Origin of the sequence: Chryseobacterium sp. WG23, assembly GCF_024586575.1 — a bacterium.
Lineage (GTDB): Bacteria > Bacteroidota > Bacteroidia > Flavobacteriales > Weeksellaceae > Chryseobacterium.
This window is the reverse complement of sequence record NZ_JALCZE010000017.1, coordinates 21,753-37,331: the sequence shown is the minus strand read 5'-3', so window position 1 is coordinate 37,331 and position 15,579 is coordinate 21,753. Positions and strand designations below refer to the sequence as shown.

The following is a 15,579-nucleotide window of genomic DNA, read 5'->3' as shown; positions in this document are numbered from 1 at the left end:
TCAATATTGTGGCAAACCATTCTGAATGGAACAAGCCGTTATAAAGAATCTCAACATCAAAATGGAACAGAAGAAAATATTGATTATCACCTATTACTGGCCTCCTGCGGGAGGTCCTGGTGTTCAAAGGTGGCTTAAGTTCGCAAAATATCTACCCGATTTTGGCTGGAAACCTGTGATCTACACTCCGGAAAATCCCAATTATCCGTTGGTAGATGAAACGTTGATGAAGGATGTTCCCAACGATATTGAGATGGTCAGAACAAGGATCTGGGAACCTTATCAGCTGGCAGAAAAGCTTAATAAAAGCAATAAAAAATTCAAAGCCGGGCAATTTGATGTAGGTAAAAACCAAAGCTGGAAATCCAGGCTTTCCATTTGGGTTAGGGGAAATTTCTTTATTCCGGATGCCCGGGTTTTTTGGGTCAAACCTTCTATTCAATTTTTAGAAAAGTATTTAAAAGAAAATAAAATAGATATTGTAGTCACTTCCGGCCCACCCCATTCATTGCATCTCATTGGGCTAGGTCTTAAAAATAAGCTTCCCCATATCAAATGGATTGCCGATTTTCGTGATCCGTGGACGGAGATTTCTTACTACAAGCATTTAAAATTAACCAGAAGTTCGGATAAGAAACACCGTCAGTTAGAAAGTGCTGTATTTAAAAATGCAGATATTACCCTAGCCACCAGCTATACCGATGCTGAAAACTTTCGGAAAGCAGGAGCTCATGCCGTTTGTATTACTAATGGATTTGACGAGACTGATGCCTATGAAGATCCTAAACTGCAAAAGAACAAAACATTTACGCTAAGTTACATCGGCGTTTTGGAGCAATTACGGAATCCTGATAACCTTTGGCAAGCATTGGACGAACTGGTGAAAGAAAACATAGAGTTTTCAAAGGATTTTTCACTGAAATTTGTGGGAAGAATTGATGATAAGATCTTAGCTTCTCTTGAAAATTCCAGTTTGAAAAACCATATTTTAAACCTGGGTTATCTTTCCCATGGAAAAGCTGTTGAAGAAATGCAGAGTTCTGATCTTCTGCTTATCACCAATTTTCCTAACGAGTCTTCAAAAGGGATTATTCCGGGGAAAATATTTGAATATCTGGCTTCAGGAAAACAGATTCTGTCATTTGGTCCTGATAAAGCCGATGTAGAAAAAATTTTAGAAGATACCCATGCCGGGAAGCACTTCGGATATCATGGTTCCGAAGAAGTAAAGCAGTTTATCCTGGAAAAATTTAAGCTTTGGAAAAGTGGAAATCTTAGTAAAAACACTCAACACATTGAACAGTTTTCAAGAAAAAATCTCACTCAACAGTTGGCAGACATTTTATAAAAAAAGCTGGAGGCAGGAATTGGGAAGACCATAGCTTCCTCCTTCCGGCATCTAGCTTCTCTCTTTCTTATATCGTCCACTGATCATTGATCACCGCTATCAGATAATATTTTCCCTGGAACTCTTCAAATACAAAACGAACGGTTTTCCAGTCCATTTCACTATTCTTTTCTGTTCCTTTGATATAGTTTTCTGTAAAATTAGCTGTAGGATAACTTTCTTTAAGATTATTCAGAGAGTTCCCTCCACCGATGAATTTATCTACAGAATACTGGGAAGCTGTAAAATCCTTAGAAAAAACCCATTTACCCAGGTAGTCATTAATCGTTGCCTTGTATGGGTCTCCGGAGCCATCCCGTGCTCCCCAGGTAAACAATGTTTTTGTAGGCTGAAACTGTTCAAAATCAGCTTTGGAGAAATGTTTGTCCCCTTTCATATCAACATGTGCATACATTGAAAAGCGAATTCCTTTTTCAGGATGAATTAATGAAGCAAATGTTTTATAATCTTTAGTTTTTAGGGCCTGCAGAACCTCATCGTTTACTTTCTTCAAAGAAGCTTCTCTTTCTTCTTTTGTAGGAAGTTTTCCAATACTGTCTGTTTTTGCCTGTGCAACAGAATCAATAACATTCGGAACCGGTTTTCCAGCTTCTTTCTTACAAGCGATTACTACAGTGAGTACCCATAGAGAAATAAGTAGTTTTTTCATATTTTAATTTTAAGTGATGGTAAAAAACACCAAAACTGATGCCATTACCGTGAGGAGGGGTACAATGTATAATGTCGGATGTATAATGTATAGTGTATAACTTCTGACCTCTGACCTCTCAACTCTCAACTCTTAACTCTTAACTCTTAACTCTTAACTCTCAACTCACACCACCTGAAATTTTTGTCCTAAAAGCCTCTATACAATCTGCCAATTACGCCGTATCTTTGTTCTATGGAAATTTTGGATATTCTTATCATCGGAGCGGGCCCTATCGGTTTAAACTGTGCTATTGAAGCTCAAAAAAATAACCTCAGTTACCTGATCATTGAAAAAGGAACTATTGTTAATTCACTGTATCATTATCCTTTGTATATGCGTTTTTTTTCAACTGCTGAAAAGCTTGAAATTGACGGGACTCCTTTTATCTCCCCTGCTCCAAAACCCGGCAGACAGGAAGCGTTGGAATATTATCAGGGAATTGCCAGGCAGAGAGATCTGAGTATTCATCTTTATGAAAAAGTACTAAAAGTTTTCAAAATTGACGATGTCTTTGAAATTGAGACTACAAAAGGAAAGTACTTTGCTAAAAATGTGGTGATTGCCACAGGGTTCTATGATATTCCGAATCTGATGAACATTCCCGGTGAAAATCTTCCGAAAGTTCAACATTATTATACCGAGCCCTACCCATACGCCAGGCAGAAAGTAGTGGTAATAGGCTGCAGTAATTCTGCGGTAGATGCAGCTCTTGAAACCTACAGAAAAGGAGCCGAAGTAACAATGATCATCCGGCATTCTGAAATTTCAAAAAGTGTAAAATATTGGGTAAAACCGGATATAGAAAATAGAATTTCAGAAGGCAATATAAAAGCCTATTTCAATGCTGAGATTATTGAAGTTAAAGAACAATCTGTTATTTTCAAAGACCATGACCATCAGATTCATGAGATTGAAAATGATTTTGTTCTGGCTATGACCGGTTACCTTCCCGACTTTGAATTTTTAAGGAATTCCGGTATAGAGCTGAATGGAGAATGCCTGAATCCCCAATACAATATGGAGACCATGGAAACCAACATCTCCAATCTGTATCTGGCGGGAGTGGTTTGCGGAGGAAAAGACACCCATCTCTGGTTTATTGAAAATTCAAGGGTACACGCAGAAATGATTGTCAAAAATATAGTCTCCAAACGCTGATGGCAGTCATCAGATCATTAAAAATCAATTTTACATCCAACATAAAGTTTCTTTTAGTCACTAGATCAATTCTTATTGCTGAAAATCTATACTGCTGAATCTCCTTTTGGGAAAAGAAAACAGACGTTCAGAACATGAAAAACAGGCAACATACTTCGTTATCAGCTTGTGCGAAATTTAAAATAGAAGGTATAGGAAAAATACTAAGGGGTGACCTGTATGATGTTTAGACTTTTATACGATATCATTTTATACCAGCTGAAGTGAACTAAACCGGTGAAAATAATAATTATGATGATATCATTAAACCCCCAAAGCGTTTTATCAATTTGCCTATAAACTCTATCCCAAAACTCATTTTCCAAGTATTTATTTTATCATGCATTTATAATTTTTTAAATAAATATTTTATAATAAAAAACAGATATTTATTATTTTTTCAACACAATATTCATTCTCGCAACAAAACCAACAATAAATTGATTATCAATAACTTAACATAAAAAAATAATTCAATTTCATATGTGATAAATTTATATTTTTACAAAAAAACAATCAAAATCACAAAAGAAAAATGAAAAAAAAAATCTATTTATTTTTGGCAATAGCAGCCATAAGTGGCCAAAGCCTGTACGGACAGAACTTCTGGAAAAAGACACATCTCACTGAGAGAAATGCAATAGAATCTAAAAGAAATATCGGAGCTGACTACTCCAATGCCTATACACTGGATATCAACGGATTAAAATCCACTCTGCAAACAGCACCAGTATCTAAAACAGGGATTATTACCAAATCGACTATAACTGTAGATATTCCCGGACTGGATGGGAAATTCGAAAAATATGCTGTTTATGAAACTTCCAATATGGCTCCTGAGCTGGCCGTTAAGTTTCCCGATATTAAATCTTACAGAGGGACATCAGTAAAAAATTCTGGCAAAACCATAAGCTTTGGCCTTTCATCTAAAGGAATAAACATAATTATATTTACTCCCGGCCAGAAGCCGACAGTTATAGAACCTGCTACCAAAGATGCTTCTGTCTATCTGGTGAGTCCTGCTGTTCCGGAAACACTTTCAAAAATCAGTAATTTTGAATGTAATATTAAGGAAAAGAACTCTGGTAATACAGCAAGAATATTCCCTACTGACAATACCAGTGATAAGAAATTCAGGACATACAGATTGGCAGCATCCGCCGATGGAGAATTCAGTGAATACTATGGCGGAACAGCTGCCAATTCGTTAGTTGCTATCAATAATCTGATGAGCTACATTAATCCTGTCTATGAAAGAGATCTTTCCATCCATATGAATCTGGTAGCTAACAATGACCAGATAATTTTCCTGGATAAAACTACAGACCCTTATTCAACATTTACGTCAAGTACAACATTAGATCAGGAAATTAAAACAACTCTTGACAATACTATTGGCAGTGGTAATTATGACCTGGGAATGTTATTTTCCAATCAGAATACAGGAGGAGGTAAAGCCTCCGCCATTGGTTCAGTATGCAACGGAGGATTCGCATATATAGGTCAATTAACACCAGAAGGATTTATGTATGCAATAGCTGCGGCTCATGAAATGGGGCACATGTTTGGAGCCAATCACACGTTTTCAAAACCAGAAAATGTTAGTATTCTCATTAACTTCGGTGGTATCTCATTTCCTTACGAGATTCTACCAGAAACCGGAGCCAATAGAGAACCTGGAAGCGGAGTAACCATAATGGGATATCCGGGTGTAACAGGAACATATGATGTAGCCGATAAATTCAGTGATCAATTTCTTCATTATAGTATTAGCCAAATCAATGCCTATGTTAAAACAACCAGCTGCGCGGCAACAGTGAATATGCTTAATAATCCGCCTACAGCTAATGCCGGATCTGACTATACAATTCCTAAAGGTACAGCATTCAAGTTAACTGCTACCGGAACAGACCCTGATAATAATAGTTTAACATATTCCTGGGAAGAGTCTGATATTGCAGATCCCAATCCTGTTTTTGATAATATTGATATTACGGATCCAAATGCTTCTGCTCAAATTCTGGCCATGATGAGACCATTTTCATATCCTGACCGTATGTCTGCAGTAAATCCTAACTTCAGAACATATCCACCAACGACAAGCCCAACAAGGTATTTTCCACCGCTTAAGGAAGTTCTTGACGGAAGTTTATACAGCACCTGGAATATGATATCTGATGTGGCAAGAAGTATGAAATTTGTAAGTTTGATAAGAGATAATGCTACGGAGGGCGGACAAACGGCAAGTGATGAAGCTGTAGTTAATGTACATGAAAGTACTGGCCCTTTTAAAGTTACCTCTCTATCATTGAATCAGAATTACCCTTCAGGATCTTCGCACCTTCTGAAATGGGATGTAGCAGGAACAAATGCGGCGCCTATCAATACTCAGTTTGTTAATGTCCTAATATCAACAGATGGAGGAACTACATTCAACCCTCTTATTTCCAATACGCCAAACGATGGGGAAGAAAGCATTACAATTCCCTCTACTTCTTCAAAAAAGGCATATATTATAGTGGAATCCGTAGGAAATATCTATTATGCAGCAAGCCCTGCTTTTGCAATAGATTATGCTATAACAATGAACTGTACACAATATCCTGCGAGTGGAACTTTCGCTTTTGCTCCGGCTACACCAGCAAATATTACTATTAATATTCCTGCTACTACCTTGATTGAAGATATTAATATTGTAATGGACCTTTCATATACCGATATTAAAGAAACTGCTTTACAACTTAAAGGTCCGAATGATCAGAGCAATCAGATATTCTGGCTGGGGAATTGTTCAGGAACCGGTATAATGAAAACCATCTTTGACCAAGAAGGAGAATCTCCAGTGGTAAATTGTAATAATATTAGTAACAATAAGCATCTGGAGCCTATCAGATTAGACTTAAGTCAATATTACGGACAGAATCCAAACGGAAACTGGCTCATCAAAGCTTTACATACATCAGACGTCTTAAATAATGTACAGGCAAATAGCAGTTCAGGAACTGTAAATGCAACTGCAATCGAACTTTGTACAAGAGAAGCAATTACTACTCTGGCAGTAAAAGATCTTTCATTAAAAGATGATGAATTCCAGATATATCCTAATCCATCTAATGGAAAGTTTAGTGTCTTGATGAAAAAGAGCAATTTTGTGGAGGTAAATATTTTTGATATTGCAGGAAGATTAGTACATAAACAATCCGGCATTACCAATGATACCAAAATAGACCTTACCCACTTTGCTAAGGGTAATTATATAATGGTATTCAATACAGATACCCAAAAAATTACTAAAAAAATTATCATTAAATAAGTTTAATTCATATAGTCAATGAAAAACCCAGCTGGATAGTATTCAGCTGGGTTTATTATTAAATAAAGACTGGCTTTAAACTAAATCTTTTTCTGTTTTTCTGTTATCTTTAAGCATCCATGGAACTATATAATAAAAGCCTATGGCAATCAGTATTGCCAACACACCGGTTCCTATCCACAGGGTGTTGAAACCTAGTTTATCTGCAATCAATGTTCCTATATAAGGTGTAATAATAAAAGCTATTGAAAAAGACATTCCGTTCAGTCCCATATAAGCTCCTTTATTATTTTCTCCCGAGCGCAGTGCAGTAATGGTTGATATAAAAGGCAGGGTCCATATTTCTCCCACACAAAGCAAGGTCATGGAAACCAACAATACCACCATACTGTAGTCGAAGGCCAGCATAGCATAGGAAAATCCACACAAGAAAGTTCCTATCAGCATTGTAAAGCCTAAGGTGAAATATTTCTCAGCCAGCTGTACAAATCCCATTTCAAGCAATACGATCAGGAAGCCACTGTAACCCAGAATAAATCCTATATTCTGCTGACTCAAATGAGCGGTATCCTTATAGAAAATAGTCAATGTACTGAATAACTGGAAAAAACAAATGGAAAACAGCATACAGAATACACAGTATACCAGAAATTTACGGTCTCTATAGGGAGAATTCTCTTTTTTAATGACTATAGCTTCTTTTACATTTCTTGCTTTCTTCTTAGCTAATCTTGTACGTTTTCTGAAAAACCAGATGTACATTAATCCGGCCAGTAAAGCGGCCAAAGCATTACTGAAAAATAAAAATTCATAAGAAATAGCAGATAGAATACCTCCTAATGCAGGACCTATAGAAAATCCTAAATTAACAGCCATCCTGTTTAATGAAAAGGCTCTGGTGATATTCTCCGGCTTGGCATATTTTGTAATAGCCACCGAGTTGGCGGGCCGGAAAGTTTCACTTACAATACTCTGCAGCAAAATAATTCCTGCCAGCCCTGCTTCTGTTGTAAAAAGAGGAATTAAACAAAATAAGGGTACGCTCAAAAGTAAACTTAGGCTCTGCACCTTGTATTCACCAATTTTATCGGTGATCATTCCACCAAACCATGAACCTATCACTGAACCTATTCCAAAAAAGCTAAGGACAATTCCGGAATTTTCAATGCTAAAATGTAAATGGTCTGTCATATAAACTCCTAAAAAAGGAAGTACCATAGAACCCGCCCTGTTGATTAGCATTACCAACGCCAGCATCCAACTCTCTTGCGAGAGTCCTTTGAAAGAACTCGTGTATAAGTTAATTAATTTCACAATAATATTGGGGGAAAAATTTAAAATGCAAAGTTAGAGAAAATAGCCCATATCCCTCTGTTGTGAGCGAATAATTTTCAGCTTTACACTGTTTTTAAAGACTTTAGAATAAGTCGCAAAAAAGATAGTAAAATAAAAAAGCCGGAAGAAAACTCTTCCGACTCTGACAAGTAAAACCTGCATTTATTTTGAATTTAACAATTTAAAAGCTACGTAAAGTATGTTTCGCGAGGCTTTAAATTTTAAATCTGTTATGGATTTGTAGAGAAAATAGAACCATTTGCAATTAATGCGCGTCTGTTCATTTTTAAAATATCTCTTACCCATTCTGCAAAATCTTCTGGCTGTAATACCGTTTCGGGATTACCGTCTGTAAGTCCGCCCTGAATACTCATATCAGAAGCAATGGTACTTGGCGTCAACGTAATCACACGGATATTCTGTTTTCTCCATTCTGCCATCATTGATTGGGATAGAGAAACTACCGCTGCTTTGGAAGCTGCATAGGCAGACATATTAGGTCCTCCTTTTAAACCTGCTGTAGAGGCTACATTTACAATATCACCTTCTCCTTTAGCTTTCATAAACGGGTGAACGGCCTTAGCCGCATAGTATACCCCGAATAGATTGGTTTTGATCACCTGTTCCCAGGTTTCAGAAGACATATCTTCAATACTTCCAAAATCCCCGATTCCTGCGTTATTGATCAGAATATCTACTCCACCAAGCATTTCAGCTAAAGTTCTGATTCCTGCTTTTACAGAGGCTTCATCGTCAATATTAAATACAGCATAGGCTGCATTTACTCCCAATTTCTGGATTTCGTCAACTGTATTTTTTAAATTCTCTTCGTTTCTTCCTGTAATGGCAACGTTCACTCCTTCATGAGCCAAAGCTAACGCTACTGCCCTTCCTAATCCTCTTCCACCACCGGTTACGATGGCATTTTTTCCGTTTATGTTCATTGTAATAATACTTTTCGTTGTACAAAGTTACAAAAGAACATTTTTACGGGACGAGAAGAATATATATTTAATGTTTTTTTAACGGCATTCTATTGTCTTCACCACAAAACAATCCACATGATTTATCATTAGGAGAATCTAAATAAATGATATTGAAATGAAGATGGATTCTTCCGGAATGACAAAGATTATGGTAAAATTTGATTTTTTTAGTGCCAGCTTACTAAAAAAGCCGGTTCATGATAAACCGGCTTCAAAATCTAAAAAAAGTAAAATAATAAGCTTAAGGAATCTGAATTGAGTTCTGTACTTCAAATTCTTCTGAAGCGGAGAATTGATTTCCGTACATATCAACAGCTCTTACCTCAACTTTATGTTTCCCCAAGGCTAATTTTTTAGGAAAATCTGCTTCCCAGATATGTTTTGACATTTCAGGGTTGGAAGGTCTTCTACCGGGAAGAATTTTCTCTGTAGCATCCCATTTAAAAACTGAAAGAGCAAAATTCGGATCTATTGTTTCATCATACTCCATGGCCTCCCAGGATCCGTTGTCTATTTTATACTCTACTTTATCTTTTTTACTTCCCATAAAAAAGTTTGCCAGCACTTTTGCAGAGGTTTTTGAAGGATAAGGAATGACCTTTGGAACGTACAGTTTTATCTGATAGTCTTCAGGTTTTCCAGCCGTTTTATACTTAACTTTATATTGGTTGTCTGTAAAACTGATGAAAGAATATCCTTTTGCTGTTCCGTCTCTCATCGTTGATGTAGGAAGACCTGCTTCGTCAGCCGTACCCGAATACCAGTCACCACAAGTGGTTCCCACATTATATTCGTGTAATTCTTTTATTCCGTTCCAGCCTGCTTTTTTGCCATAGAAAATCTGTTGCTGAATATGGGTGTGCGCCGATAAGAGCAATACATTCTGAAAAGGGTTTAAGAAATCAAATAACTTCTGGCGGTCAGCATTTCTAAAACTATCTTCGTTTTTATGCTCCAACGGAATATGGAAAGATACCACAACAAGCTTATTCTTATCAACCCATTTCAAATCATTTTCAATAAACTGAAGCTGATCTTCACGGAATCCTCCCCAATATCCTTTTCCATCTCTCGGGTCCGGATAAAGAATATCATCCAAAATAATGAAATGAACATTACCATAGTTGAATGAATAGTTGGCAGGACCAAAATTGGATTCGAATGTTTCATCTGATAAATGGTCTTCTTTTGCATCATAATTCATATCATGATTTCCCATAACGTTGTACCATGGCAATCCTACTTCTTTCATCACATCTGCATAAGGTTTTTGAAAGCTTAAGTTATCTCCAACCAAATCTCCCAGGCTAATTCCGAGCACTGCATTTTTTCTGGTATTTTTAACTTCATTTACAATTCCTCTTTTAAAATAATCGAGTTCTTTCTCTGTATAAGGCTGTGGATCTCCAAAAACCAGAATATCAAAATTTTTATCTTCATTCTGCCTGTACAGTGGGAAGTTCAGCTCTCTAGGAAGTTCTCCGGTAGGAGCTACTCCTTTGTATTTAAAATCAGCCGGTGAACCTTTGGGTTTATGATGGTAATAAAACTGAGGCAGGTTATTGCTGTTTAAAGCAGTTTGGTATCCTGAAGGTTTGATGACAAAAATGGTCTGTCCATCCTGAACAGGTAAGCTATACCGTCCGTTTTTATCCGTAAGGGCAACCTGTGCTCCATTGGATACGGCTACTCCTTCCACTCCTTTTTCACGACTTTCTTTCTTTTGGTTTTTATTGCTGTCTTCATATATATACCCGGAGACAGAAGTCTGGGAAAACGCCATTGCCGAAATCAGCATACATGGCATCAAAAATTTTATCTTTGCTTTCATTTCTTTATTCTTTATTCTTTATTAATCTTCTTATTTATTCCACCACATTTTCACATTAATATGATCTCCTCCCATCTGCTGAACAGCTGCCAGATAGTTGGTGGGATTCAATATTTTCGGATTGGGTGGGTACATTAATCTTTGGGGTAAATCTCCATTATTCAGCAGACCTCCATTGTTGGGAAGTACCGGAAATCCTGTTCTTCTTTTTTCAAACCATTGCTGCTGGTCCACAAAGAAAAGAGCAATATACTTCTGAAGCATAATTTTTTTCAGGTCTGCTTCATAGGCTACATTTTGGTTATCAAAATAGTTGGCCGGTACTACAGCTCCCCACTGTTCAATAGAAGCTTTCACTCCGTTTTCGTAAAAAGTCTTAGCACTTCCCTGAATGATTCCCTTTAGAGCAAGCTCCGCTAATGTAAACTGGAGTTCTGCATAGGGATAAACAAAAATTTTCAGCGGGGCTTTTGCCAGGTTTTGATTAAGATTGGATGGCTGGAAAGTAAAAACTGTTCCGAAAGGATATCCGGAAGGAGCACCCACATATCCTATATTATTATTTTTCAGATCTTTTGCCTGGGTAAAGAACATCGGTATACGCGGGTCATTATTTTTCTGTAAAGCCTGTACAAAGAAATCTGAAGCTGCTCTTCCTGTTGTAAAATCCTGAGGTCTTGCAATAGGTGGCATTAATGGAGAAATTCCGGAAATATCAAGCTTTGTTGCATCTGCATTATTTTGAAAAACAGGATATACCGTTGGATTGTTAACGATTTCCTGAATTCTTTCTTTAACATTCACTTCTCCCTCCCGGCTTAGTATTCTTAGCAAGAGCCTTAAAGAAAGCGAGTTGCATAATTTTTTCCAATTGGCAATTCCAGTATTATCGGTATCTGCTTTATAAAAAAGATCTGCTCCGGTGAGAGGCTTGGTGGTAATGAAGAGAGCATTAGCCGCTTTCAGATCATCTAAAAGGTGGACATAAATGTCTTTCTGCTTATCAAATTTAGGCTGAGAAACCCCATTATCCAGTTGTGAAGCTTCGGAAAAAGGAATATCGCCATAGGTATCGGTAAGGTTGGAATAAATCCATGCGTTGAGGACCATGGAAATAGCCTGGTAATTTTTATCTCCTTCAGAAATGGCCGCTTTTTTAAGGTCATCAACCTGTTTCAGCCACCTGTATGAATTGTTCCAGAATCCCGTTCCTGTGTTTTCTGTAATATAATAACGGCTTAATGAGTTTCCTTCATTCGGAAAATCCAGAGAAACCTGCATGATATCAAAATTAAAATCATTGGCTCTGTTATAGCCTATGGAAGCCATATTATATTGTATTGGAGCCAGCAAAGCACTTGCAACAGGTTCGTTGATTCTACTTGTATCTTTATTAATTTCATCGAGGCTTCTGTCACACGAAACAGCACTTCCTACAAGGCTAAGAAATGAGCATATATAGAGTATCTTTTTCATTTTAAAATTTTTAGAATTTAACATTTAACTGAATTCCAACTGTTCTGGCTGAAGGCAGCTGTCCGATTTCAACTCCCGGTGTAATGGTAGAATCGTCAAGGGTAGCGGCTTCCGGATCAAATAATGGAAATTTTGTCCACATCCAAAGGTTTCTTCCAAATAAAGCTAGGCTGATATCTGTAACTTTTAATGGTTCTGTAATAGATTTTGGGAAGGAATACGAGATTCTGGCATCTCTTAGCTTAATGAACGAAGTGTCAAATGAATTGGTTTCTACATTGGCTCTTCTGTAATAATCTCCATAATAGGAAGAAACAGGAACTCCTTTTGTATTCGGAGAAAAGCTTCCGTCCGGATTTTGAACTACTCCGTTCCCTACAATCAGCCCACCCGGGTTATCTCTTCCTACAAGAGTATGGGTAAGTTTCCCCTGTTCAGACATTTTATGATGCGACTGTGAGTAAGCGATCCCTTTGTACTGTCCGTCAAATGAGAAACTAACTGTAATATTTTTATATTTAAACTCATTCTGAAGCCCTGCTCTCCATTTTGGATAGGCATTTCCTATTTTTTTCATTTCGGTTGGCTTTGCCGTTAATCCATCTGTACCATAAATCACCTGTCCATCCGGAGAATACATCAGGCCATAACCATACATATCTCCAAGTGAACCTCCCACTACAGCATTGTAATAAACCACGCCTCCCACACTCGCCATCGTGTAAGGTATTCCATTAAATTCTTCCGGAAGGGAAAGAATTTTATTCCGGTTCATTGACCAGTTGGCATTTACATTCCAGGAGAAGTTTTTATTTTTAATAGGAGTAGTATTTAATGACATTTCAATTCCTCTGTTCCTAAGTTCTCCGGAATTGATAATTCTTTTATTATATCCGGTTTCATAGAGTACAGGAATAATAATGGTCTGATCTTTAGAATTATTCTGATACGCTGTAAAATTAAAGGTCAGTCTGTTTTTCAAAATGGTAAAGTCCATCCCTCCTTCTACATTGGTAATCATTTCCGGTCTCAGATTAGGGTTAGGATACAATAAGGGAGATTCTACAGATCCAGTGAATACACTATTTTCATAGTATTTTTCAAGCATATAATTGTAGGTATCATTACCTACTTTTGACCAAGAAAGTCTAAGTTTCCAGAAATTTAGATTATCCGATTTCAATTTAAAAATATCCGATAATATAAAAGATGATGATAACGAAGGGTAAAAATAAGACCTGTTCTGATCAGGAAGGGTACTGCTCCAGTCATTTCTGGCGGTCACATCCAGGAAAATCATATCCTTATAACTGAAATTAGCCAATGCATATAAACTGTTTACCTGGTTATCGTTAGGCTTTGGCAGTCTGTTTTCCAATGATGTTGCATTAGACAGCTGGTACAATCCTGCTTTATTAAGTCCATTAGCCCGGTAATCATTCATCGTATATTCATGATATTTGATGTTACCTCCGGCAGAAGCTGTCACACCAAGATCTCCGAATTTGTTTTTATAGGTAAAAAGAATATCATTATTAAGATCCAAATACCTGATGTATTGCTCCCTGTAATATCCTTTCAGATAATTGGCAGAACTCCAGGGTCTTCTCTGTGTACGGAGCTCATTACTCCATTCCAATCCCGTCTTATAAGCAATATCAAAGTTTTTAGCCAGCTGATAGTTTAGGTTAACGTTTCCTGTAATAATCTTTTTGTTTGTACTGTTTAGATTTTCATAGGCAATCAGATAAGGGTTGTCTATATATGAGCTAAAAGGGTGAATCTGGTCAACCTGCTCCTGTCCCTTTTTCCAGATGGGTCTATACCATTCGAGGTCTACATTGGGATTTTGGAAAATCATAAAATAAGAGATCGACTGGTTATTATATCCTGTAGCAGGAAGGTTATCACTTTTAGTCTGGCTGAAGTTGATTTTAGTTCCCATTTTCAGCCTGTTGCTCAATTTATGATCTACGGATATAGCAGCATTCAACCTGTCGAAGCCTGTATTAGGCATCATCCACTCATTTTTAAGATAAGAAAGTGAAGTTCTGAAGGATGTAGATTCGTTAGAATGTTCTACTGACAAGCTGTTTGAATAAGTAGAGCCTACCTGCCAGAAGTTTTTAATATTATCTTTATAAGGTCTCCAGAGTTTTCTTTCCAGGCTTTGGCCTTCTACAGCCGGATCATACTGAAAGTAATATTGTCCGTCAAATTTCGGTCCGAAAGCACTGCTGGTAGAACCTGTGTTGATACCGTCAGCAGAAGCTCCATAAGAATAATAATAATTTCCGTTCTTATCTTTTTGCTGAGTTCCCTGCCCGTATTCATATTGATAATCCGGCCACTTAAGAACGGTATCATAGCTTGAATATGAATTTAAGGTAATCTGAACTTTCCCTTTTTTTGTTTTTCCGGATTTGGTTGTAATCATGATAGCCCCTCTGGAACCTCTGGAACCATACAATGCAGAAGCGGTAGGTCCTTTCAGAATTGATATGGATTCAATGTCATCAGGGTTGATACTGTTGAAGCTGTCACCATAGTCAATCGGTAAATCTCCTCCTGAACCCGCTCCATATGCTGCCGTTCCGGTACCGGTTTTTCTCCCGCTCAGGGGAACGCCGTCAACAACAATCAATGCATCATTATTTCCCATATTCATAGAAATGTCTCCACGGAGGGTAATACGGGCTGTTCCAAGGGGTCCTGCTCCCGCAGTCTGCACTTTCAGTCCTGCCACCTTACCTTCCAGCGCTTCTGCCCAGTTGTTGTTTTGAGTCTGTAATATTTCTTCAGATTTAACCGTCTGGGTAGAATACCCTAATGACTTGTCGTGCCTTTTGATTCCCAAAGCAGTTACCACCACCTCATCAAGCCCTTTAATAGTGTCTTTTTTAGATTTCTGCTGAGCTGTCAGGTTTACACTGATTAGTCCTAACAGTGACAAAACCAACAGCTTTTGTGTCTCTTTACGCATATCCTTTTTGTTTGTGCAAAATTAAAAGGACATTATGATTAAGATTTTAACAACACTTTAACATTTATTAAAAAAATATTGAATGGAATATTAAGTTTTTATTAACACATTTACACACTACATTGATTAACAACACATTAACTAATTAATTATTTTTAATATTATTTTATAATTCCATTTGCATATCTTTATTGTCTGTCTTTGAGAAAACAAAACATCATAAACAACTATGTAACAGTAATTTAAATCCTGTATGTTTTATTTTAATGCCAAGCTGCTCTACGAAATACACGGCAAACAGAAAATAAAAGCCAGTTAGAATTCCAGCGAACTTAATGTTGATGAACAAGAACAAAAAA

General features: G+C 37.2%; 9 protein-coding genes. 3 read left to right on the top strand and 6 right to left on the bottom strand.

The features are described from left to right. Positions 1-61: 61 nt before the first annotated feature. Positions 62-1,348: a glycosyl transferase family 1 gene (locus MP477_RS21525; RefSeq protein ID WP_257192161.1), complete on the top strand. Its 1,287-nt coding sequence runs from the start codon at positions 62-64 to the stop codon at positions 1,346-1,348. A gap of 67 nt (positions 1,349-1,415) precedes the next feature. On the opposite strand, the gene MP477_RS21520 is transcribed toward MP477_RS21525, so the two are convergent. Beyond that, entirely contained in the window at positions 1,416-2,057 is a 642-nt protein-coding gene (locus tag MP477_RS21520; RefSeq protein ID WP_257192075.1) for a hypothetical protein, read from the bottom strand. 234 nt (positions 2,058-2,291) lie between these two features. On the opposite strand from MP477_RS21520, the gene MP477_RS21515 reads away from it, so the two are divergent. Together MP477_RS21515 and MP477_RS21510 are read left to right on the top strand one after the other, a co-directional pair. Next, the gene (locus tag MP477_RS21515; RefSeq protein WP_257192074.1) at positions 2,292-3,257 is read left to right on the top strand and encodes a YpdA family putative bacillithiol disulfide reductase; all 966 of its coding nucleotides are present in this window, start codon (positions 2,292-2,294) and stop codon (positions 3,255-3,257) included. A gap of 574 nt (positions 3,258-3,831) precedes the next feature. After that, on the top strand, positions 3,832-6,609 hold the full coding sequence (locus MP477_RS21510; RefSeq protein WP_257192071.1) for a reprolysin-like metallopeptidase: 2,778 nt from the start codon (positions 3,832-3,834) through the stop codon (positions 6,607-6,609). A gap of 75 nt (positions 6,610-6,684) precedes the next feature. Here MP477_RS21510 and MP477_RS21505 read toward each other — a convergent pair whose 3' ends face one another. The 5 genes from MP477_RS21505 to MP477_RS21485 form a co-directional block, all read right to left on the bottom strand. After that, positions 6,685-7,866 (bottom strand): MFS transporter, encoded by a 1,182-nt coding sequence (locus MP477_RS21505; RefSeq protein ID WP_257192160.1) that lies wholly within the window; start codon positions 7,864-7,866, stop codon positions 6,685-6,687. 308 nt (positions 7,867-8,174) lie between these two features. Beyond that, positions 8,175-8,888, bottom strand: a complete 714-nt coding sequence (locus MP477_RS21500; protein ID WP_230041029.1) for a 3-ketoacyl-ACP reductase — start codon at positions 8,886-8,888, stop codon at positions 8,175-8,177. Positions 8,889-9,171: 283 nt separating this feature from the next. Beyond that, complete coding sequence (locus MP477_RS21495; protein WP_373567443.1) at positions 9,172-10,737, bottom strand: calcineurin-like phosphoesterase C-terminal domain-containing protein; 1,566 nt, start codon at positions 10,735-10,737, stop codon at positions 9,172-9,174. Between the two features lie 54 nt (positions 10,738-10,791). Next, positions 10,792-12,237 carry a SusD/RagB family nutrient-binding outer membrane lipoprotein gene (locus MP477_RS21490; RefSeq protein WP_230041030.1) on the bottom strand — a complete coding sequence of 482 codons (1,446 nt, stop codon included), beginning with the start codon at positions 12,235-12,237 and terminating at the stop codon, positions 10,792-10,794. A 10-nt stretch (positions 12,238-12,247) separates the two neighbouring features. After that, positions 12,248-15,220 carry a SusC/RagA family TonB-linked outer membrane protein gene (locus MP477_RS21485; RefSeq protein ID WP_257192059.1) on the bottom strand — a complete coding sequence of 991 codons (2,973 nt, stop codon included), beginning with the start codon at positions 15,218-15,220 and terminating at the stop codon, positions 12,248-12,250. Positions 15,221-15,579: the final 359 nt, after the last annotated feature.

What these genes read in the sequence shown, in the direction of transcription:
- MP477_RS21525 (WP_257192161.1), top strand. Translation starts at nt 62, where the DNA reads ATGGAACAGAAGAAAATATTGATTATCACCTATTACTGGCCTCCTGCG.
- MP477_RS21520 (WP_257192075.1), bottom strand. Translation starts at nt 2,057, where the DNA reads ATGAAAAAACTACTTATTTCTCTATGGGTACTCACTGTAGTAATCGCT.
- MP477_RS21515 (WP_257192074.1), top strand. Translation starts at nt 2,292, where the DNA reads ATGGAAATTTTGGATATTCTTATCATCGGAGCGGGCCCTATCGGTTTA.
- MP477_RS21510 (WP_257192071.1), top strand. Translation starts at nt 3,832, where the DNA reads ATGAAAAAAAAAATCTATTTATTTTTGGCAATAGCAGCCATAAGTGGC.
- MP477_RS21505 (WP_257192160.1), bottom strand. Translation starts at nt 7,866, where the DNA reads ATGCTGGCGTTGGTAATGCTAATCAACAGGGCGGGTTCTATGGTACTT.
- MP477_RS21500 (WP_230041029.1), bottom strand. Translation starts at nt 8,888, where the DNA reads ATGAACATAAACGGAAAAAATGCCATCGTAACCGGTGGTGGAAGAGGA.
- MP477_RS21495 (WP_373567443.1), bottom strand. Translation starts at nt 10,737, where the DNA reads ATGCCATGTATGCTGATTTCGGCAATGGCGTTTTCCCAGACTTCTGTC.
- MP477_RS21490 (WP_230041030.1), bottom strand. Translation starts at nt 12,237, where the DNA reads ATGAAAAAGATACTCTATATATGCTCATTTCTTAGCCTTGTAGGAAGT.
- MP477_RS21485 (WP_257192059.1), bottom strand. Translation starts at nt 15,220, where the DNA reads ATGCGTAAAGAGACACAAAAGCTGTTGGTTTTGTCACTGTTAGGACTA.